This window comes from Corynebacterium sp. CMW7794 (genome assembly GCF_001563605.1).
GTDB classification, from domain to species: domain Bacteria; phylum Actinomycetota; class Actinomycetes; order Mycobacteriales; family Mycobacteriaceae; genus Corynebacterium; species Corynebacterium phoceense.
The window spans coordinates 1-21,029 of the sequence record NZ_KQ961765.1; the positions used below are offsets into that span (position 1 = coordinate 1).

Annotated in this window: 20 protein-coding genes; 4 read left to right on the forward strand and 16 right to left on the reverse strand. The window is 64.3% G+C overall.

The window, feature by feature from the left end; translation table 11 throughout:
- Window positions 1–269: 269 nt before the first annotated feature.
- Together HMPREF3227_RS10180 and HMPREF3227_RS10185 are read left to right on the forward strand one after the other, a co-directional pair.
- On the forward strand, window positions 270–554 hold the full coding sequence (locus HMPREF3227_RS10180) for an ArsR/SmtB family transcription factor (protein ID WP_230310978.1): 285 nt from the start codon (window positions 270–272) through the stop codon (window positions 552–554).
- The gene (locus tag HMPREF3227_RS10185) at window positions 551–772 is read left to right on the forward strand and encodes a hypothetical protein (RefSeq protein ID WP_005323143.1); all 222 of its coding nucleotides are present in this window, start codon (window positions 551–553) and stop codon (window positions 770–772) included. The genes HMPREF3227_RS10180 and HMPREF3227_RS10185 overlap by 4 nt, the downstream gene beginning before the upstream one ends.
- Before the next feature lie 564 nt (window positions 773–1,336).
- On the opposite strand, the gene HMPREF3227_RS10190 is transcribed toward HMPREF3227_RS10185, so the two are convergent.
- Window positions 1,337–1,516, reverse strand: coding sequence for an antitoxin (locus HMPREF3227_RS10190; RefSeq protein WP_066489179.1), 180 nt, complete (start codon window positions 1,514–1,516; stop codon window positions 1,337–1,339).
- Window positions 1,517–1,735: 219 nt separating this feature from the next.
- On the opposite strand from HMPREF3227_RS10190, the gene HMPREF3227_RS10195 reads away from it, so the two are divergent.
- Window positions 1,736–3,007 carry a site-specific DNA-methyltransferase gene (locus tag HMPREF3227_RS10195; protein WP_082750334.1) on the forward strand — a complete coding sequence of 424 codons (1,272 nt, stop codon included), beginning with the start codon at window positions 1,736–1,738 and terminating at the stop codon, window positions 3,005–3,007.
- On the opposite strand, the gene HMPREF3227_RS10200 is transcribed toward HMPREF3227_RS10195, so the two are convergent.
- From HMPREF3227_RS10200 to HMPREF3227_RS10210, 3 genes are read right to left on the reverse strand one after another with little or no spacing between them, the layout of a single operon-like run.
- Window positions 3,004–4,086, reverse strand: coding sequence for a CE1 family esterase (locus tag HMPREF3227_RS10200; RefSeq protein ID WP_230384282.1), 1,083 nt, complete (start codon window positions 4,084–4,086; stop codon window positions 3,004–3,006). The genes HMPREF3227_RS10195 and HMPREF3227_RS10200 overlap by 4 nt on opposite strands.
- On the reverse strand, window positions 4,056–5,813 hold the full coding sequence (locus HMPREF3227_RS10205) for an ABC transporter ATP-binding protein (RefSeq protein ID WP_066512831.1): 1,758 nt from the start codon (window positions 5,811–5,813) through the stop codon (window positions 4,056–4,058). The genes HMPREF3227_RS10200 and HMPREF3227_RS10205 overlap by 31 nt, the downstream gene beginning before the upstream one ends.
- 3 nt (window positions 5,814–5,816) lie before the next feature.
- Complete coding sequence (locus HMPREF3227_RS10210) at window positions 5,817–7,274, reverse strand: ABC transporter transmembrane domain-containing protein (RefSeq protein ID WP_066512834.1); 1,458 nt, start codon at window positions 7,272–7,274, stop codon at window positions 5,817–5,819.
- Between the two features lie 54 nt (window positions 7,275–7,328).
- Here HMPREF3227_RS10210 and HMPREF3227_RS10215 point away from each other — a divergent pair, with 54 nt between their 5' ends.
- A complete protein-coding gene (locus tag HMPREF3227_RS10215; RefSeq protein ID WP_066512837.1) occupies window positions 7,329–8,138 on the forward strand; it encodes a class I SAM-dependent methyltransferase in 810 nt (269 codons plus the stop codon).
- 105 nt (window positions 8,139–8,243) lie between these two features.
- Here HMPREF3227_RS10215 and HMPREF3227_RS10220 read toward each other — a convergent pair whose 3' ends face one another.
- From HMPREF3227_RS10220 to steA, 12 genes are all read right to left on the reverse strand, one after another.
- Window positions 8,244–9,629 (reverse strand): anaerobic C4-dicarboxylate transporter, encoded by a 1,386-nt coding sequence (locus HMPREF3227_RS10220; RefSeq protein WP_066512842.1) that lies wholly within the window; start codon window positions 9,627–9,629, stop codon window positions 8,244–8,246.
- Between the two features lie 350 nt (window positions 9,630–9,979).
- Entirely contained in the window at window positions 9,980–11,587 is a 1,608-nt protein-coding gene (gene der / locus HMPREF3227_RS10225) for a ribosome biogenesis GTPase Der (RefSeq protein ID WP_082750338.1), read from the reverse strand.
- A 64-nt stretch (window positions 11,588–11,651) separates the two neighbouring features.
- Window positions 11,652–12,347 carry a (d)CMP kinase gene (cmk, locus tag HMPREF3227_RS10230; protein WP_066489203.1) on the reverse strand — a complete coding sequence of 232 codons (696 nt, stop codon included), beginning with the start codon at window positions 12,345–12,347 and terminating at the stop codon, window positions 11,652–11,654.
- Window positions 12,348–13,283 carry a pseudouridine synthase gene (locus HMPREF3227_RS10235; protein WP_066489252.1) on the reverse strand — a complete coding sequence of 312 codons (936 nt, stop codon included), beginning with the start codon at window positions 13,281–13,283 and terminating at the stop codon, window positions 12,348–12,350. It lies immediately after the preceding gene.
- Window positions 13,284–13,456: 173 nt separating this feature from the next.
- The gene (gene scpB / locus HMPREF3227_RS10240; RefSeq protein ID WP_066512847.1) at window positions 13,457–14,023 is read right to left on the reverse strand and encodes an SMC-Scp complex subunit ScpB; all 567 of its coding nucleotides are present in this window, start codon (window positions 14,021–14,023) and stop codon (window positions 13,457–13,459) included.
- A gap of 11 nt (window positions 14,024–14,034) precedes the next feature.
- Complete coding sequence (locus HMPREF3227_RS10245) at window positions 14,035–14,880, reverse strand: segregation and condensation protein A (protein WP_066512849.1); 846 nt, start codon at window positions 14,878–14,880, stop codon at window positions 14,035–14,037.
- Entirely contained in the window at window positions 14,880–15,752 is an 873-nt protein-coding gene (locus tag HMPREF3227_RS10250) for a ParA family protein (protein WP_066489215.1), read from the reverse strand. The genes HMPREF3227_RS10245 and HMPREF3227_RS10250 overlap by 1 nt, the downstream gene beginning before the upstream one ends.
- 185 nt (window positions 15,753–15,937) lie before the next feature.
- Window positions 15,938–17,110, reverse strand: coding sequence for a hypothetical protein (locus tag HMPREF3227_RS13915; RefSeq protein WP_255356868.1), 1,173 nt, complete (start codon window positions 17,108–17,110; stop codon window positions 15,938–15,940).
- Between the two features lie 119 nt (window positions 17,111–17,229).
- A complete protein-coding gene (xerD, locus tag HMPREF3227_RS10260; RefSeq protein ID WP_066489255.1) occupies window positions 17,230–18,132 on the reverse strand; it encodes a site-specific tyrosine recombinase XerD in 903 nt (300 codons plus the stop codon).
- A 59-nt stretch (window positions 18,133–18,191) separates the two neighbouring features.
- The gene (locus tag HMPREF3227_RS10265; protein WP_066489221.1) at window positions 18,192–18,830 is read right to left on the reverse strand and encodes an NUDIX domain-containing protein; all 639 of its coding nucleotides are present in this window, start codon (window positions 18,828–18,830) and stop codon (window positions 18,192–18,194) included.
- A 22-nt stretch (window positions 18,831–18,852) separates the two neighbouring features.
- Window positions 18,853–19,800 carry a copper transporter gene (locus tag HMPREF3227_RS10270; protein ID WP_066512866.1) on the reverse strand — a complete coding sequence of 316 codons (948 nt, stop codon included), beginning with the start codon at window positions 19,798–19,800 and terminating at the stop codon, window positions 18,853–18,855.
- Complete coding sequence (gene steA / locus HMPREF3227_RS10275) at window positions 19,800–20,984, reverse strand: putative cytokinetic ring protein SteA (protein WP_066512870.1); 1,185 nt, start codon at window positions 20,982–20,984, stop codon at window positions 19,800–19,802. The genes HMPREF3227_RS10270 and steA overlap by 1 nt, the downstream gene beginning before the upstream one ends.
- Between the last annotated feature and the right edge of the window lie 45 nt (window positions 20,985–21,029).

Here is a 21,029-nt window from a genome sequence, read left to right on the forward strand (position 1 = left end):
AGCTGAGGTAGGAACTAAACCCAGGACGCTTCACTGCTGGCTACGCTGTAAGCCATGAAGGAACCCAGCTGTGGTGTGTGCTGCGGCTGGGTTTCTTCTTGGGGAGGGTGAAGAGGGGACGTGATGGGACACCGGCCACGTCTTAAGTCGGGCAGCGTCTCCGCCAGACCCGGCAGAACTTGCACACCGCCGACTGTAAGCATATACTTACACCTGACATCGTTCGATTACGATACGGAGGGATGATGGACGCAGCACGGCTCGCTCAGATGCTCAGTGCTCTTGGAAGTGAGCCTCGGTTGCGAATTATCGCCTCCCTAGAGACGGATTCGACCCATGTCAGTGAGCTGGCCCGCCGACTCGGGATGTCTCGGCCACTGCTCTACCAGCACCTCAACCGCTTGGAAGCTGCTGGACTCATCGAGAGTGGCCTGGAACAGCTCGGAGAGAGCCGAGTGAGGAAGCACTACTGGGTCGCTCCGTTTCAGCTTGAAGTAACTCCAGACCACATTAGGCACCTGATTAATCAAGAACAGAAAAGGGAATCTTCGTGACACTTACCGCTACCGTATTTCTTGTCATCCTCGCCGCCGCATTACCACTCGCGATCTTCGTTGCTCTTACCGTCTGGGTGGTACGCACCGTCACCAGCGCACGACGCGAAACGGCGACGGCGATCGATGGTTCCAACCAACTCATCGTGGAGCATCTACGCAACATCACCGAGCGGTTGGATCGGATTGAGGCCCAACTCAGCGAGATCCCCGAGTAATCAGGCTCTTCCTTAAACAAGGGGCGCGGTGGTTTTGGCTCCGCGCTATGGGCTGTCACAGCGTATGCGCTAAGCACGTCGCGTAGACCTCCAGCAACATAAACTTGCTTGTGACTTTGGCGGCGGGGTGTGTCTCCGGTCGTGGCGTTATCCTGTCCCTCTCGCGGATAGGGGCTAGGACTGGGGACGAACCACGTGGTGTGCCCCCACCTCCGACACCGCCCCGGCCCACCTGCCGACGGAACCGGGAACGGAAACCGACGGAAACCATAGCTGTGGTTCGGGTCGTTGCAGGTGGGTGGGTAGTTTCGCAAAAGACTCTAGACCGGAGCACAACAGCGTGCTCCGGTCATTGTCGTTTTAGCCTTCTGGCACACCACACGGCTTGCGGCCATAGAACCGGGACAGGCACTCAATGAAGCGCCCGCTCTGTCCAACACAGAGCGCGGGCTTTGTCGACCACGCGTTGTGCGCAACGAGCTGTCGTTTCACACAAACGAAAAGCGCCAGCTCTCCTCATTATTGGTGGAGAGCCGGCGCTGTCGCGGAAGAGCGTGTGAGGGCTTACTCGCCCTGCTTGCCGATGTGCTCGTCGGCCTTGTCGCGCGCGGAGTTAATCTGGTCAGCCTTGTCCTCACCGAGCTTGCCCGTCGCGAACTCGGCGCCCTTGTCGAGGGCCTGGTCAGAAATCTGCTCGCCCTTGTCGGAGTTCAGTGCGTCCTTGGCCTTGTCGAAGATGCCCATGATAAAAATCCTTTCGTTGCTAAATTATTTACGCCCACCATCGCAGCGGGTATGATACCCACCGTAGCGACGCCACCCAGGCCTCGCCACCTAAAGATGAGAAAACCTTAGGATTGCCAGCCTCCGTACAGGGTCCTCTACGGGCTGCGGCAGAACATTACGGCGAGGTCACGCGTGGCAGAGCCCACTCATATGCGCTAGTGACTATCCTTAAAGCCCATGTCATCCTCCTTCTTCGGGCTGGTATGGCCCGGCAAGGACGAGGCCGTGGCCGCAGCAACACGCCCCACCTCAACGCGCCTGCGCCAGCGCACGAGCACCACAAGCCCGCATCACTTCTATGCGGGCGATAACCTCGACGTCCTCAAGCATCTGCGCGACGCGCCACAGGCTGGGGGCGGCGGCATCGACGTCATCTACATCGACCCGCCGTACAACACGGGACGCGACTTCATCTATCGGGATAACTACCGCAGCCGCCGCGAATTCCGCGCCGCGGACCATGGCCGTTGGCATGCGGAGTGGCTGTCCATGATGTACCCGCGTCTCGTGCTCGCGCGCGAGCTGCTCAAGGACTCAGGGTTCATCTGTATCTCCATCGGCGAGGACGAGGTGGCCAACCTGCGCAAGGTCGCCGACGAAATCTTCGGCGAGGAATGCTTCGCCGGCCAACTCATCTGGAAGAAGGCCGGTACCGGCAAGAATGACTCGCGCTACGCCGTCGTCGAGCACGAGTACATCCTCGTCTACGCCAAGTCCCTCGATAACCCTGGCTTCAATCTCGATTTAGGCGCCGCGAAATCCACGCGTTATAACCATGAAGACGAACGTGGGCGGTACTCGCTCGTGCGCCTCGACTCGAAGACGCTGGGCTACCTGCCCACCCTCGACTTCCCCATTGCAGGCCCGGACGGCAGAGAGTACTGGCCGGACCAGCCCGCGGGTCGCAACAAGGTAGCGCGCTGGCGCTGGGGTCGCGACAAGGTCGCCGAGCGCCACGATGACTTGGTCTTCCGCCGCGGCTTCGTCTACACGAAGAACTATGAGAGCCGCGGCGCCCGTCCGCGTTCCATTCTTGACGGCGAGCGCTTTGGAGTGACCCGCACCGGCCGACGCGACGTCGAAGAAGCGTTGGGCGTGCGCGGCATCTTCGATTTCCCGAAGCCGGTGCGTCTCGTCCAGCACCTCATCGCGTTGTGCGGGCCTTCCGATGCCACCGTGCTCGACTTCTTCGCCGGCTCCGGCACGACCGCCCAAGCGGTTTTCGAGCTCAATGCCGCCGACGGCGGGACCCGCAGCGTCCAGCTCGTCCAGATCCCACAGCCCACGGAGAAAGACTCCGCCGCATTCCGAGCAGGCTACGAGGACCTCGCAGCACTCTGTCTTGCGCGCTTCGAGGCGGCGGCAGTGGCCGCGGGCGCGTCCGTCACCGTCTGGGCTGTCGAGCCCACCGAGCCCACCGAGCCCACCGTAGACACGACGCGCTTCTAGAGCTTATTCGCCGAGTCCTCAGTGCCGGTCGCGCGGCCGGGGATGGCGAAGAAGTCGAGGACGGCATCGGTAGCAAAGCCTTCCGGCAGGACGTGCGACTTATCGTAGGAACCGCCAGGCCAGACGTGATTGCCGCCGCCAATGCGGATGTGCACCAGCGGCGCGCGGCAGCCTTTCCACTGCATGAGCAACGAGTTCGAAGCTAGGCGCGACGTGGAGATCTGGTCGCTGCATTGGTTGCGCTTCTGGTCCATCGCGAGGACCTCCATGACCGGGTTGTATGTCGCACCGTGACGGGTTCCGCCAAAGTAGGACACGATCGGGTCGTCGGTGCCGTGGAGATCAAGGCGCCCCACAGGTAGGGGCTCGCCGTAGTGCTCGTTTTCGCTCTCCGCGGCCGACTTACAGCCATCGTGAATCTTCGAGTAATACGCGGCCGAGACGCTGGCGACGGCGTGGAAATACTCCGGCATCTGGCACGCGAGATAGGCCGCAAAACCGCCCCCGTTCGACATGCCCACGGCGTAGATGCGTTCGTCGTCGACTGCGTACGTTGCGCGCAGCGAGTCCACGATCTGCTGGACGAACGCGACATCTTCCGCGCCGCTCGTCTTCGCATAGGGAGCCGGCGCCCATGCCTTATCCGTTCCCTGTGCGTACGCAACGATGGCTTCGGAGGAATCAAACCGGGTGTACGCCTCCATCTGGGAGGCCGTTTCGCCCCAGCCGTGGAAACTTAAGACCACGGGCCAGGCACGCGACGGATCGTAGTTCTCCGGAACGTGGAGGATAAACGTTCGACCCGACGGCAGGTTGATAGTCTTCGACTCCCCCGGCTCCGGTCCCGCCAACGGCGAGGAGGCGGGGATGCCGAGGCTGGGCTCCCATTGCGTCGCCCCCGTGGTCGTCACGGCGGTGGGATCGGTGAGTCCTTCATCCGAACCATCCCCAACGCCGCATCCCGCCAACAGACCACAAGCAGCGAGAACGCTCAGCGCCGCGCCCGCGTGTGTCCGTGTGCGCGAGCTCCCGGATGTCCTGCTCATAATCACGAAGAGCTCGTCCGTCCTTTCTGCCAAGCCTGCCATAGTTCGTGGTATCGACCGTTCAACGCTACCAGCTCTGCATGTGTGCCCCGCTCACTCACCCGTCCGTCTTCCATGACGAGGATCTGATCCGCCTGCGAGGCTTGGTCAAGCCGGTGCGCCACGACGAGCGCCGTGCGCCCGCGCGTGACCTCATCCGCGGCTTCTTCCAACGCACCCGCGCCCACGGAACCGGCCTCCGCCGTCGCCTCGTCCATGACGATGACGCGCGGGTCGAGCAGCAAAATACGCGCCAGCGCCAACTGCTGTGCCTCTACAGGTTCGAGCTGGATGCCTTGCGCGCCAACCTCGGTATCGAGTCCATCGACGAGGTGCTCCACCCAGTCCGCCCGCACCCGACGCAGCGCGTCGCGCATGTCCTCATCGGTGGCATCCGGCCGCGCCAGCTGAAGATCCTCGCGCAACGTTCCGGAGAAGACGTGCACGTCTTGCGAGATCATTGCCAAACGAGCGACGCGTTCGGTATCCGAAAGGTGCGAGACCTCCACGCCGTCGACGGTCACCGTGCCTTCATCGGGGACGCGCAGGCCCGCGAGGAGCGCCGCAACGGTGGTCTTTCCCGCGCCGGACGCGCCAACGAGAGCCACCATTTCGCCCGGGTGGAGATGAATGGAGATATCGTCCACGGCCCAGCCCTCGCCGTAGCTGAAGGAGACGTGATCCATGCACACCTCGCCCACCTTGCTCGGCGCACCCGCGGGCGGCGTGGGCTGTGGCGGGTCCATGACCACGCCCACGATGCGCGCGAGCGACGCGTAGCCCGACTGAATGGTGTCCAGCACACGCATGAGTCCCATGAGAGGGCCGCGCAGACGGATGAGCATGAGCATCGCCGCCGTGACAGCGCCCACCGTCATGGCACCCGTGCGTACCGTCCAGAAGCCAACGAGCAGGCCCGTGGTCACCATGACGAATTCCACGGTGGTGAGCCACGACTGCAGCACCATGAGCGTGCGCCGGGCGCTAAAGCCGTAATCGACGACGTCCTGGCTGACTGCGCGGATATTTTCGTGCGTGCGTTCCTCCAGTCCGAAGGCACGCACAGTCGCCCGTCCGCGGATGGCCTCGAGAACCCGCCGGGCGCGATCGGCCATGGCGGCGCGCTGCGCAGCGTACCGGCCCGGCGCGACGCGCAGGTAGCGCTGTGCCGCAAAGTAGTAGATGGGTGCGGCCGCGACAACCACGAGGAGGAACTGCCAGTCGAGCGAGACGAGCGCCACCGCCGTCGTGATGATGGCGAAGACCGAGCTAGAGAGCACGGGCACCGTCTCCGTCACCGCGGCCGAAAGCTCCGCCACGTCATCCGTGGAGCGCGAGACGAGGTCGCCGGTGCCGGCTTCCTCGACGCGATGCGTGGGCAGGCCCAGAGCCGTACCCACCATGTCTTCGCGCAGGTTGGCGATCACGCGCTCCGTGATACGGGAGAGCAGATAGAATCCTCCCGCAGACAGCGCCGCGCCCAACAAGGCGCAGACGGCAAGGCTCACGCCGATGACGAGAAGGTTCGCGCCGCCGCCAGCGATGACGGCATCTACGATCCGCCCCAGCAGAATAGGAATAAAGATAGTGGCCACCGAGCCACCCGCCAGCAACGCGACCGCCGCGGCGAACTGGCCCTTGGCGCCGGGGACCTGCGCAACATGGCGGCCCACAACGCGACGGACGTCCGGCCACGCGGCAGTAGGGAAACTCAAGGCCATGGGCTATGCCTCCGCTTCCTGCACATCGGCGGTGACGTCCACAGCGACGGCCTGCCACGCGGGCGCCGAGGTGTAGATGACCGTCGTCTGCCCGGCGCGATGGGCGGCCACGCGCTCGGCAATGATGGCTTCCGTCACGGAGTCCACGGCGGTGGTGGGGTCTTGCAGGATGAGGATGGGGGCATCGGCAGCAATGGCTCGGGCCAACGCCACGCGCTGGCGCTGGCCGCCCGAAAGGTTGCCGCCGTTCTCGCCCACCTCACGCTCCGGCCCGCCGGGGATATCGTCCGCAGCAGCGACCCACAGTGCCTCGCGCGCCTTCTCTGGGTCTTCGTGCACGTTGGACAACACGCTGCCCTCGAACACGTCCGACTGGTGTGGCGCCACGACGGCCGACTCGTGCGGCAGGCACTCCAGGCCTTCCGGCGCAGGTGCGTCTACGACCGTGACGCCGCGCGGCAACGCGGGAAGTTCCACCTCTGGATGCTCTGCGAATCCCGCGCCGAGCACCGCTCGGATGCGCTTGCCCGAGGCCTGCGCATTGGCCCATCGCGAGGCGATGTTCTTCCCCAACATCGTCATCGGCGTGATGATGAACTGGGTCAGACCCACCACAGAGATGAGTTCGCCGATCGTGATGGAGCCCTTCAGCGCGAGGCTGCCCGCCGCCAGCGCCACGAGCACGACGTAGACGGCGCCCACGGTTTCCGTCGTCGCGTTGAGCTTCGCCCGGGCGCCGTCTGCGGCGACCGTCTTCGTATAGGCAGCATCGGAGACCGCCGCGTAGCGCGAGCGCACCGTGTCGATGGCGCCGAGGCCTTTCAGAATGCGCAGGCCTTGTACCACGTCCGTCGCCGTGGCCGCGGCCTTGGCGAGCGCCGCCTGCCGCGCACCCGAGCGATGCCGCAAAGGCTTCGCAGCGCGCAGAGAGATGAGCACCACGATAGGCCCGCCCACGAGCACGGCGAGGCCTAAAGGGAGATTGACCACGGAGACCATCGTCGCAACATAGATAATCGAGGTCACCTCAGCAACTGGGAAGACCGTCATGAATACCGCATCCCCCACGCGCTGCGCATCTGTTGACGCGATAGCAAGCAGCTCCCCCGCCGTGCGCCGCGGACCCGCCATCCCGCGCGGATCCTGGATGCGATCCGTGACAGCCATGCGCAGAACGTGGCCCACTTCGAGCATCGCGAGCGAGAAGAGGTTGCGTGCCCACCAGTTCGCCAGGCCGTTGATGAGAAAAGACGCGGCAAGGGCCATGAGCCAGAGCCCCAGGTGGCCCAGCGAACCCCGTGCGATGGCGTCATCGATCGCGCGCCCCACGAGCACCGGCGTTAAACCATTAGTGACGAAGCCGAGCGACATGAGCACGGCGGCCGGCATCGTGCGGCGCTTGCGCAGCAGAACCGTCTTGATGAGCCACCGCTTGTCATCGGGCGCGGGGAGAGAACTCATAACGAACAAGTCTAATAGACCGCACGCCACGCGCCCGGCTAGATTGTGTACACGATGTCTTTTGATTCACTCCACCCTGCCCCGGAGAACTTCCCCAGCTACCGCAAGCCCTCGGAGAAGTCTGCGCCGGAGTTCCGCACTACCGCGCACCGTCAGGCCTCCGCTCGTGCCTTCGCCAGCGGCGCGGATGAGTATGCCGACGTGCGTCCCGTCTACCCCGCCGAGGTCGCCGCACTTATCGCTGATGCTGGTCGCGTCCTCGACGTCGGCGCCGGCACGGGAAAGCTCACGGCGACGCTCACCAATCCCGAGGTGCTCGCCTGCGATCCCTCGCCCGATATGTGCAGGGTCCTGCGCGCCGGGCTGGGGCTTCCCGTCTGGCGGGCCACTGCTGAAGCCACCGCGCTTTCCGATGCCGCCCTAGACGCCGTCGCTTGTGCCCAGACGTGGCATTGGGTCGATGTTGCCCGCGCCAGCGCCGAGTTTGACCGCATCCTGCGTCCAGGCGGGCGCGTAGTGCTTGCATGGAACACCCTCGACGTGCATTCCGACCCGTGGGTCCTGCGTCTGGCCCGCATCATGCACTCCGGAGATATTCAGAAAGAAGGCTTCTACCCCGCCATCGACGACCCGTGGGTGCTCGCGGAGGAACGCCGTCTGCGTTGGTCCATGCCGCTTACCCCGGAGCAGCTGCACCGACTCATGCACACGCGCTCCTACTGGCTGCGCAACGGCGAGGAGGTTCACGAACGCATGACGCACAACCTCAATTGGTATCTCTTCGAGCACATGGGCTTCAAGCCCGGGCAGCAGCTCGAGATTCCCTATCGCACGGACGCTTTCGCCTATACGCGGGCGTCCTAGGCAGCGCACAGCACGTCTCAATCGCCTCGCGCTTCGCGCCGGGCCCGTGGGATAGCGAACGCCGCGCGGCACCGACGTGCGCGCGGCGTATCAATGCCAGCTAACTTAGAGGATGACGGTAGCAAGCAAGGAACCGACCACGCAGGACGTGAGCACCGAGATGAAGCCCGGGATGATGAACGAGTGGTTGATGACGAACCTGCCGATGTGCGTGGTTCCTGTGCGGTCGAAGCCGATGCAGGCGAGGTCTGATGGGTAGGTCGGCAGGATGAAGTAGCCGTAGGCCGCACCGTAGAAGCCGACGATGACGGCGGGGTCGATGCCCAGCGACAGACCGATAGGCGCGATGGCTACGAGGGCCGCGGCCTGGGAGTTGACCAGCTTGGAGACGATGAGCAGCGCGATGGCGTAGGCCCAGGGAGCCGACTGCACGATGCCGCCCAGGGCGCTTTCCAGTGCATCGATGTGCGTCTCGAAGAAGGTATCCGCCATCCAGGCAACGCCGAAGACGGAGAACACGGCGGTCATACCGGCCTTGAAGACCGGAGTCGTGGCGATCTTCGTGTTGTCGACCTTGCAGAAGATGAGGATGATAGCGCCAGCGACAAGCATAACCATCTGGATGACCAGGTTCATGGACAGCTTCTCCAGCTCGCCATCCTCGCCCGGGAAGGACGGGCGCAGGACGTCGAAGGCGCCGAGGATGACGACGAGGGCGATGGCGGTGAGGAAGACGGCGACGGAGCGCTTCGCCGATGCCGGGAAGACTTCACCGAGCAGCGAGTGGCCCGCAGACTGCACGGACTGTGCGAACTCAGGGTCCTTCATCTTCTCCTGGAAGGTCTCGTCCTTGTCGAGGTCCTTGCCACGACGCAGCGACCACAGCGCGGCAAGGATAACGCCGCTGAGCGAGGCGGGGATGGCGACCATAAGGATTTGCGGGATGGAGTACGAGACGCCGGTGACGCCCGCATTCTCCGCAATGATGGACGCGAGGGACACCGTAGCGACGGACACCGGAGACGCGGTGATACCCATTTGGGCCGAGGTCGAGGACACGGCCATCGGACGCTCCGGACGAATGCCCTTCTTCAGCGCGATGTCCTCGATGATCGGGAACATGGTGTAGACAACGTGGCCGGTACCGCAGAGCACGGTGAGGAACCACGTGGTGAGCGGGGCGAGAATGGTGATGCGCTCGGGGTGAGCGCGCAAGATTTTCTCGGCGAATTGCATCATCACCTCTAGACCTCTGGCCTGTTGCAGCGTGGCCGCGCAACCGATAACCGCGATGATGGTGAGCATGACCGATACCGGGGGCTCGCCTGGCTTGAGGCCAAAGACGAAGACCATGATGACGAGGCCAATACCAGAAATGAGACCGAGCCCCAGGCCACCGTAGCGCGTGCCAAGTAGCAGCGCGGAGAGGATGACAATAATTTGGAGAACGATCGCGAGACCCGAGGTCGGGTCAAGGATGGAGGCAAGCATGGCGCGCCCTTCCGAACTCATTGAAGGTTCTGAGAATGAAACTGTGTACTTGCTTCATCTTATGCGGCCGGACATAAGCAGACATAAGTAAACACAGGCGGGAAAAGTCACACCGGAAGGATTCCGGATTGAGAGGCTGCATGAACTATAATGGCAGCATAACGCACGTACTGCTATTCAGGCGCTGCACTGGGGCCAACACCACATTTCGGACATTTCGTAGGCCAATACCCTACCAACGAGCGCCGGTTGTTATACCCAGTATGCGCCGCACCAAAGACGAATAATCCCCCTCACTCCACCGCCCAGTGACGGCACAGTGAGGAGGATTCGTTACCCCGCCCTAGAAGCTAGCGCTTGCGCTTATCGCGACGCTCGCGAACGCGGACGGCGATGCGCACCGGCGAGCCGTGGAAGCCGAAGCGCTCACGGAACTTGCGTTCCAAGTAGCGACGGTAGCCAGCGTCAAGGAAGCCCGTGGTAAACAGCACGATAGTTGGCGGCTGCGTGCCCGCCTGCGTAGCGAAAAGCACGCGCGGCAGACGGTTGTTCTTCATCGGCGGCGGATTCGCAGCGATGGCCTCGCGCAGCCATGTGTTGAGCTGGCCGGTGGACACGCGCTGGTCCCAGGACTCGAGGGCCGCGAGCATGGCCGGCTCCAGTTTCTGGAGGGCGCGGCCGGTCTCTGCTGAGATATTCACGCGGGTGACCCACGGCAGGTGCGTGAGTTGCTCGTCGATTTCGCGGTCCAGGTAGTAGCGGCGGTCCTCGTCAACGAGGTCCCACTTGTTGAACGCGATGACGAGCGCCTTGCCGGCCTCGAGCACCATGTTGAGGACGCGCTGGTCCTGCTCCGAGATTTCCTGCGAGGCGTCGATGAGCATGACGCAGACCTCGGCGGCGTCGATGACGCCGCGGGTGCGCAGGGACGCGTAGTACTCGTGGCCCTGGGCGTTCTTGACCTTCTTGCGCAGGCCTGCCGTGTCAATGAACTTCCACAGCTTCTGGTCGAGCTGAACGAGCGAGTCAACAGGGTCGACGGTGGTGCCCGCCGCGTTATCGACGACGGAGCGCTCCTCGCCGGTGAACTTGTTGAGCAGTGAGGACTTGCCCACGTTCGGCTTACCCACGAGCGCTACGCGACGCGGACCCGAGGTGATGGACGGGTGGCGCGGCTGGTCCGGGAAGAGACGCAGAATCTCGTCGAGGACGTCAGCGCCGCCGCGACCGTGCTGTGCGGACACCGGCCACGGATCGCCAAGCCCCAGCGCGTAGAACTCCGCCATGTCCGCATACATATTGTCCGAGTCGAACTTATTGGACACGAGGATGACGGGAACCTGGGACTTCTGCAACTTCTTCGCCATGACGGAGTCAGTCTCCGTGATGCCCACGCGGGTGTCGACGACGAAGACGATGACGTCAGCGGTCTCCATGGCGCCCTCAGCCTGGCGCGCGATGGCAGCATGGATGCCCTTGACGTTGGGGTCCCATCCGCCGGTGTCCTGGACAAGGAAACGGCGGCCGTTCCACTCGGCGACGTAGGAAATACGGTCGCGGGTAACACCCGGATGGTCCTCGACGACGGCCTCGCGGCGCCCGAGGAAACGGTTGACAAGCGAGGACTTGCCCACATTAGGGCGACCCACGACGGCCACGGTGCAAAGGTTCTCCTCGACGTGACCGTCAGCATTGACGCCATACGCGGCCTCGATCTCGGCCCATTCCTCATCCGTGAGGTCGTCCTCGTAGTCTTCGCCATAGTCGGCCTCGCCGAATTCAGACTCGTCAAAGTCCTCGGCGTCGAAGTCTTCATCGAAGTCATCATCGTCGACCCCCTCGTAGCCGTCGACGACTGCGATTTCCTTCGCGTCCTCGTCGAGGTCGAAGTCGAACTCCGAGACATCGAAGTCGGACGATGCCCACTTCTGGCTCGAGGAGACGGTTTCTTCTTCCATCTTGCCCTGTGGGTAGTGGAACTCGGTCTCGAATTCCTCCGGCTGGCCGCCGGTGTTGGTGTTCTTAGCCACGCGCGGACTCCTTAATGATGGCGGTGAGACGCTGCAGGACCTCCTGCAGCGTGAGCTCGGACGTGTCGACCACGACGGCGTCCTCGGCCGGGCGCAGCGGCGACGTGGCGCGGGAAGAATCCGCGGCGTCACGGCGCTCGACGTCGGCGAGCACGGTGTCGAAGTCAGAGGGAATGCCTGCGGCGACGTTTTGGTCGTAGCGACGCTGCGCACGGACCTGCGCCGAGGCGGTCAGGAAGATCTTCACGGGGGCATCGGCAAGCACCACGGTGCCAATGTCGCGGCCCTCGACGATGGCGCGATGCGCCTGGGCTGCCAGCTTACGCTGCAGGTCGACCAGGTTCTGGCGGACCTCCGGGATGGCGGAGACGGCCGAAACGTTGCGGGTCACCTCGTCTTCGCGGATGACCTTGGAGACGTCCTCACCGGCGAGCAGTACCTGCTTGGAATCCGGATCATCGGAAACCTCGAGCGGCAGGTCTGCGGTCGCGGCAATAACGGCCTGCGTATCGGCGGGGTCCAGGCCCGCGCGCAGGACGGCAAGCGTCGCGACACGGTACATGGCGCCGGTGTCGACGTACTTGGCATCAAGCTCCTTGGCCAGTTGGCGGCACGTGGAGGATTTGCCGGTGCCAGACGGGCCGTCGACGGCCACGATGAGTCCATTGTTAGGCATATTGTTCAGCATTTACATCTCCACCGCGTTGTACAGGCTGGTCAGTTCGTTCGAGTTGAGCGCGCGGAATGCACCCGGGGTGAGCTCGCCAAGCTGCACCGTGTGCAGCTTGGTGCGCACGAGGCGCTGGACCGGGTAGCCGGCCTCCTTGAGCATGCGACGCACAATGTGCTTGCGGCCTTCGTGCAGCTCGACGCGCACGAGGGAGTAGCCGCCGTTCTTATCCACAATCTGCGCGAAGTCGGCCTTGGCCAGGCCGTCATCGAGCTCGATGCCGTCCTTGAGCTGCTTGACCAACTTGTTGCCCCCCTCACCGAGCACCGTGGCGAGGTAGGTCTTCTTAATGCCGTACTTCGGGTGCATGAGGCGATTGGCAAGCTCGCCGTCGTTGGTGAGCAGGAGCAGACCCTCAGTGTCCGCGTCAAGGCGGCCCACGTGGAACAAACGCTGGCCCGCCGCCACGCGGTCAGAGACCAAGTCGCCCACGCACGGGCGGCCCATGTCGTCATGCATGGTCGACTGCATCCCGCGCGGCTTGTTGAGAATGAAGTACTGCATGTTCTCATTGACGTTGATGCGCACGCCATCAACTCGAATAACGTCGACATTCGGGTTGACGCGCACGCCCTGCTGCATGATGATCTTTCCGTTGACCTCGACGCGACCGGCGTCGATGAGGATCTCGGCGTGGCGGCGCGAAGCGACGCCAGCCTTGGCGAGCACTTTCTGGAGGCGCTCCCCCTTTCCATTGTTCGCGGCGCCTTGGGCGTCACCGTCGACCAACCAGTCGGCGCCGAGTTCCCGCGCGACGGAGTCAGCGGTGGAGTTCTTGGTGCGGTCAGATTTTTTCACGTGCTGGCGGCGGGCCGGCTTGGCATTCGAGACCAGCATGTCGCTGGCTCGCTGCTTCTTGTCCGGTGTGCCGTCGCGGCGAGCGGGTGGGGTCACGATAATCACGTGTCCTTTTCTTGTGTATGCAGTTGCCGCCTGGCGCCTTGTTCATTCCGGTTGAAATCTCGCGAGCTCCTGCTCGCGGGGCGCTGGACGTGGAAACGCTTTGTTTACCGCAGGCCATCCTACCCCCGAATAGTCTGGCCGTGGTATTCGCGGATTGTCGGGTGCTAGTACTCCTCGAGGATGGAGTCCACATCCGGCAGCAGCGGCGCCAGGTCTGGCAGGCGCTGTAGCGAGTCGATGCCGAGCAGTTCAAGGAAGAGCTCCGTGGTCTCGTATTGGTGGGCCAGGCCCTCGTGCTCAATCTCGCGGATGAGTCCGCGCAGGGTGAGTGTGCGCATGACGCCATCCACGTTGACGCCACGCACGGCGGCGACCTGCGCACGCGTGACGGGCTGACGGTAGGCGACGACCGCGAGGGTTTCCATCGCGGCACGAGAAAGCTTGGTCTGGCTGCCGTCGAGGAGGAATCCTTCGACGGCCTCTGCGTTGTCTTTGCGCGTGTAGAGGCGCCAGCCCTCCCCTGTTTCACGGAGGTCGAACCCTGAGCCACGCTCATCGAATTCCCTCGCAATGGCACGCAGGTGGTCACTTACCACGGTGGGCTCCAGCTCGAGGGCGCGCGCCAAAGCCTCGACGGACGCGGGGGCGTCGAGGACGAGCAGAATCGACTCGAGACGCGAGCGCTGCTGCGAGATGAGCGGCAAGGCGGGACGCGGCTGGGAACTATCCATGGCTTCGCAGTCTAATCCCAGTTAGCCGCCGCGACGACGGCCGGGTCGACGTCGAGGCCAGTCCATGCAACATCGAGGGGTCCGAGCGACTCCTCCTGCTGCGCGTCGACGGCCTTCGCTTTGTAGAGCTCCAACAGCGCGAGGAAGCGGCCGACGACCTCCATGGACACGGTGCAGTCACGGGTGAGCGCGGTAAAGGACATCCAGTTGCCTTGCCCCAGCAGCTTGAGCGTCGTGAGGATCTTTCCTGCCTGCTCGGGTACGGAGACGGCCACGTGGTGAATGTGACCCGTCGCCACGCCCTCGGGCGGCTTCGGACGAAAGACGCTGGCGGCAAGCTCAGCGAAGCTCGCGGGCGTGTGACCTAGGGCGACCGGCGGGAGCAGCTGCGCGAACTGTTCCTCCATGCCCACCGCGCGGGGATAGCTGCGGCGCGCTTCGCGCTGCCAGCGCGCCATGAGGTCTGCGACCTGTTTGTAGGCCTTGTACTGAAGCAGGCGCGCGAACAGCAGGTCGCGGGTCTCGAGGAGTTCCAAGTCTTCCAAGTCAGAGACCTCGCCGCGGGGCAAGAGGCGCGCGGCCTTGAGATCGAGAAGGGTCGCGGCGACGAGGAGAAACTCCGTGGTCTCGTCGAGGTCAGCCGTGGCGCCGAGCGCACGGGTGTAGGCGACAAATTCGTCAGTGACCTCGGAGAGCGCGACGTCCGTGACGTCCATTTTCTTCGACGAGATGAGCTGCAGAAGCAGGTCGAAGGGCCCCTCGAAGTTCTTCAGGGCGATGCGAAAGCCGGTGATCTCCGGCTGGACGGCCTCCTGGTTGGGTGCGTGAGAAGGCGCAAGGGGATGAGTAGCGTTCACTACTTCGAGGTGCGCTCGATGACCTCGCGGGCGAGGTCGCGGTATTGCTTCGCCGCCTGCGAATTCGGCGCCCATGTGGTGATTGCTTCGCCGGCGACGGACGTCTCCGGGAAACGGACGGTGCGCGTGATGACGGTGTCAAAGACCTTGTCTCCGAAGTAGTCGACGACGCTCGACATGACCTCGCGGGCATGCTTGGTACGACGGTCATACATGGTGACGAGGATGCCGAGGATCTCCAGATCGAAGTTGATGCGCTCGGCGACCTTTTCCACCGTGTCCGTGAGCAGTGCCAGGCCGCGCAAGGAGAAGAACTCGCACTCCATCGGGATGATGACGCCCGCCGAGCAGGCCAAGGCATTGACGGTGAGCAGGCCAAGGGACGGCTGGCAGTCAATGATGATGAAGTCGTAATCGCGGCGCACGGGGCGCAGCGCACGGGCGAGCGTGTGCTCGCGGCCGACCTCGTTGACGAGCTGAATCTCCGCCGCGGACAAGTCGATGTTGGCGGGAACAAGGTCAAGGCCTGCGATGGGCGTGCGCTTAATCGCGGAGTGAATGGACACCTGATTGTCGAGCATAACGTCGTAGATGGTGTCTTCAATCTCGTCATGCGTAAGGCCGAGGCCGGCGCTCAATGCGCCCTGCGGGTCCAAGTCAACGAGGAGGACTTTACGTCCAGCTTCCGCGAGGCACGCGCCCAGGTTAATGGTCGAGGTGGTTTTACCCACGCCGCCCTTTTGATTACACATGGACAAGATGGTTGCGGGACCGTGGGACTCCAGCGGGGCCGGCTCCGGGAGCTCACGCACCGGGCGACCAGTTAGGCCCACCTCTACTTCGGAGGCGTCGAAGAGGCCGTCCTCACTCATAGTCACACCTACTTCCTTGACTTCTACCGATGCATCGCCCACCGGCGGGGCTGCCAGCATGCCCGTCGGCGCGCCGTCTTACAGCCGTGTCATTTCCCTTTGACGTATCTTACAGCGTACCCGCCGCCGCGCAACCACGACGCATAACCCTCAAAGCCTCCGGAAAGTAAAGGGTAAAGGCTAGACTATAGAGTCGTTGAGCGCGCGGAACGGCGCTTGCGCGCCAGTGCGACGAGGGCGGCGATGAGCGCCACAATGAGGACGACGATGACGACACCGGCAACGATGAGCTTGGTGTTGGAGGAATCCGCCGAATCATGCGCAGCCTGTTCCTCCTCGAGCTGCTCGCGCGTGACATGGTCAGCGGACGCGTAGTGCGGGTCGCGCAGGGTGACGTCCGCGACCACGCCGGAGCCATCCTCACGGATGAGCTGCATGATAAACGGGTTGTCCGGTGCTTGGCCCTCGGGGTAGGTCAGCGTCAGGGTGCGCGCGGTGGTATTGATATCGCGCTGGACGCCCTCAATGATGTTGCCGTCCGCGTCGATATAGCGCAGCGTCACGCTGTTGCGGTCCATGTCCTTGAAGCGGTTATAGAGATCGAGCGCCTGGCTCACGTCCATCTGGGCCGTAATGACGTTGTCCTTGATGGTCGACTCGAGGTAGATGTGCTCGGCTGCGGAGGCATCAGCGGGGCTCGCCGCCGACCGTGTGGGCTTCTCCCCCGGCACGACGGGAAGGTTCGCGTCAGCCTCACCACCGGTCACATCCCCCGCGGCGCCGCCGTTCGTTCCCTCGGCAGAACCGCTGCCGCCCTCGGAGCCGCCAGCGCCGTTGTCACCTTGCGTGCCCTCACCGCCCGAGCCATTGACAGAAGCGTCGTTGCCGGCGCCTTCCGCGCCGTCGCTGCCGCCCTCGCCGTTTCCGCCGTTACCGGTGCCACCGACGTCGGCTTTCTCCGGCGCGGTCGAGACGAGCGTGATGGTGCCGGAATAGCCTTGGTAGCTCACCGGGATGGAGACCTGGCCGCCCTCGGCGGGGGCGGTAATCGTGGCGGAACCGCCGGATGCCGAGACGGACCATCCGCCGCCGGAATAGGAGGCTTCGACAGGCACGGGCAGGGAGACCGTGGTAGTTTGGCCCGCGGCGACGCTCACGGGAGTCGCGAGCATGGATTGGACGGCCTCCGGAGTCATGCCCTCGGGAATCTGCGCGGAGGCCGCGGGAACGGGCGACTCGCCAAGCGGCGCGAGGATGGCCGGAGCGGCGAGAGCCGGAGCGGTAAGCACCGCGGCGGCGCAAACGGCAGCCAGATGGCGGCGCGAGGACAGGAACACGGAGTGAGAAGTCGTCGGCACGGGTGGGATCACAACCTTTATGGTCGACGCGGTACTCAATGTGCCGCGCCAGTGGACGATGAACAGAAGATGAACGGGCCCAGTCTAGCCGTCGCAGCGAACGGCCCGGAAACTACGGTCTAGGCGCGCGGGTGAGCCGTGCGCCAGGTCTCACGGAGCGCATCGGCTGTGACGTGCGTGTAGATCTGCGTCGTCGTCACCGAGGAATGACCTAGGAGTTCTTGGACGGTACGCACGTCGGCGCCGCCTTCGAGCAGGTGCGTAGCAAAGGAGTGCCGCAAGGTATGTGGCGAGACCTTCGCGTCGAGTCCGGCGCGCTGTGTGGCGGTCTGCAGCACGGCCCAGGCGGATTGCCGCGTGAGCGGGTTGCCCCGGGTATTGAGGAAGAGCGCGGGCGTACGTCCCCCGCTCAGCACGGGACGCGCACGCACGAGATAGGCGCGCACGGCGGCCTGCGCCTTGGAGCCCACGGGCACGAGGCGTTCCTTGTTGCCCTTACCGGTAATCCGCAGGACGCCGGGCGTGCCGGGCTCAGATTCGAGTGCGTCGTGGATGTCGTCGACGGCCAGGCCGACGACCTCAGAGATGCGGGCGCCGGTGCCATAGAGCAGCTCGAGCAGCGCCCGGTCGCGCACGTCGATGGGGCTCGCGGCCTCCCCGTCCGGGACGGATTCGATGAGGCGTGCGACCTCGTCGACCGAGAGAGTATCCGGCAGATGCTGCGGCGGGGCGGGCGGCGAGACCTCCGAGGCGACGTCAAGGCCCAGCACGCCCTCGGCGACGGCAAATTTGTGGAGGCCGCGCGCGACCACGAGGGCTCGATTGGCCGAGGATGCCGCCATGGTGGAGCGCAGCCACGCGAGGTAGGCCTCGACATGGGAGCGGGTGACGTCGCCGAGATCCTCGATCCCAGATTCGGCGAGCCAGCCGAGATAGCGGCGCACATCGCGCCGATAGTTGCTCAGTGTATTGGATGAGACGCCCCGCTCGACGGCCAAGTGGTTAAGCCACGTCGCGGCAATGCGCTGGGCCGGGGTCGACGGTTCCCTCTGATGCGCGGGCAGGTCTAGCTGAGAGGAACTCACAGCTTCTTCATGTCCGGGCCCTGGCGGCGCGCGGCGAGGGACTGGGGACGCAGGTCAAAGGGGGCATCGGCAGGCCGGGTGGCTCCGCCATGGTTGATGACGCGATCCGCGGCGAGGATGCCACCCACGGCGATGGAGTTGACGATCTCACCGGAAAGAATCTTCGCGACGGCCTCCTCGAGCGGCAGCCACAGGAAGTCCATGTCTGCCTCCTCGTCGCCCACGGCGTGGAGCGCCTCCACCTCGTGGAGATCGCGCGCGAGAAAGACGCGCACGGCCTCCTCGCAAAAGCCCGGCGAGGTAACGAGGTCTGCAAGCGTCGCCCACTGCTCAGCGGCAAGCCCGGCCTCTTCCTGCAGCTCGCGCTGGGCGCCGGTGAGCTCGTCTTCGCCCTTGATGTCGAGCAATCCTGCGGGCAGCTCAAGCAGGTGGCGGTCGACGGAGCGGCGGTACTGGTTGACCATCGCGATACGTCCCTGATCGTCCACCGCGGCGATGGCCACGGCGCCAAAGTGCTCAACGACCTCGCGGCTGGCCACGTGGCCGTCGGGCATGACGACCTCGTCGCGGCGCACCGCGATAATCGGTGCGTCAAGGAGCAGCTCCGAGCGCAGAGTCTTAAATTCATGCGACATTGCCTGTCATCCTTTCCAGAGGTTAGCTGGCGGCATTCGGCAGCGGCGGCGCGGCGGCATCGACATCTGCGGCCGCACCATAGGCCCCGTGGCCGCCGTCGAGCTGCTCGCGCACCGCGAGCACCGTCGCCATGCGCGCCCACGAACGGTCGATGGAATCGACCGTGGAGACCTCGTTGCCCTTCGCGGAGCGGAGCTTGCCGATGACCCCTTCATCCGACGTCGACTCTATCCTTCCGGCGAGCACGGCGTTGCGGCCCGTCTTATTCAAGGCCGTGAGCATGGCAGAAAGGTTATCGGACTTGAACTCATCGCCCGCAGTGCCCGACGTCTTGCCGTCGATGACGACGATGGCCTGGGCGGGCAGAATGGTCCCATCCTCGTAGTCGATGAATCCGGCATCGCGCAGCGCTTGGAGCACCGTCGCGCGGTCGGCGACGGAGGCCAGCGGTTGCGTGGATTCCGGATCCATGTAGAGCGCAGCGCCGAGGGACTCGCCCGCGTGGGTGCCCATGTCCTGCTGCTTGGTGGACAGCTGCGCGCCGGCGGGCAGCGTGTTGGCGATAAGCGACTTGAGCTCGTCCGCGCGCGACTGATCGAAGAAGGCATCCGCCAAGTCAATCGTTCCGGCGTCCTCGATGTCCGCGGAGGCGAGCAGCGCCTTGATGCCGTCGACCTCATTGCTTTGCGCGTTCGACGTCGTCATGACGAGCACCGGGCGCCCAGCGAGGCTGCCATCCACCATGGTGGGCGAGAGCTCGGAGACGACCGAGTCGCCGGACTTGGACTGCGCCTGCAGCACCTGGTTGTCCTGGACGACCTGGCGGAATTCATCGCGCACGGCGTCATCGCCACCCGCAGAACCCGCGACCGTGGGGCCCAGCGCGAATGCGCCGATAGCCACGCCCACGGCCACCCCGAAGCCACTGCCTGCGATGACCGGGCCAGAAGAAGAGAATCGCTGTGGCATTAGTTAAACCATCCTGCGACCGTCTCGGTGAGGTTGGACCACGTGGCGGAGAGGTTCTCGCCGAAGGAGGCGTCCCCGCCCAAGCCCGCGATGAGCACGATGACGGCGAGCGCAACGAGGATGCCGAGCAACGCCCACAGCCAGCCCAGGCTTCCGCCTGCCGGTGCCGTGTACAGCGTAATGACGGAGTCCGCGTCGACGAGCTTCGTGCCCGTCTTCATGCGCGCAAGCAACGCCGCGGGCGTCGCGTGTGCCTTGTCCGCAAAGATATCGTCGAGGTCGACAGAGCCTCCTACCTGCACGATCATGTCCGCTTCCTGGAAGTCCGCGAGCAGCAGCGCCAGGTCCGTCGAGGAATCCGTCGCGGACGGGAAGGTCATCGCACCCACCCCCAGGTCCTGAATTTTCTCCAGGCCCGGTGCCGTGCCGTCCGGCGTGGCCGGCAAGATGACGCGCGCGCCCGAACGCAGCGTCTCCGCCTTGACCGTCTCCGGGTTTGCCACGATGAGATCCGGGCTGTAGCCCATCTCCACGAGCGAGTCTGCTGCGGAGTCGACGCCCACGATGACGGGCTCGTATTCGCGAATGAAGTTGCGCAGCAACTTCACCTTGGCGCGGTGGTCCTCACTGGGCGAGACGACCATGACCTTGCGGCCGCGCATCTCCACACCCGACTCCGGAATACCCAAGCCGTCGATAAGTAGCGGGCCTTCCGAGTGGATGAACTGGATTGAGTTGCCGAAAAAGGCTTCCATGTGGTCGATGAGGTTGCGCTCGGCCTCGGCAAAGCGCGCCTGCGCTTGGCCGCGCTCGATGACGGTGCCAGAGCCAATCTGCTTGTCTCCCAGATAGACAGTGCCGTCATCAGTGAGACGCGCCTTCTTCCCGTCCTTCATCGCCTCGAGGAACTGCGGGCCCACGCCCTCCACGAGCTGCGTTTCGGCGTCGAGCAACATGTGCGGTCCGTAATTGGGAATGCTACCGGTGCTAAATTCCGCGGTGTTGATGACCGCGGCCGGCTTCAAGTCCACCAGCTGCTGGGCTTCCTGACGAGAGATATTCGCGGCGTCGACCACGGCGAAGTCCCCCGCGCCGAACTTCTTCAGTCCTTTGCCGCCGGGCGTGCAATCGCGCAGGGTGCCAGTGACACCGGGTGCGTCGGTAGTGCGAGAAAACAAACTCATGCGCGCGATTGTCCCACTTCTAGGCCTCCCAGCGTGGGAGGCGCG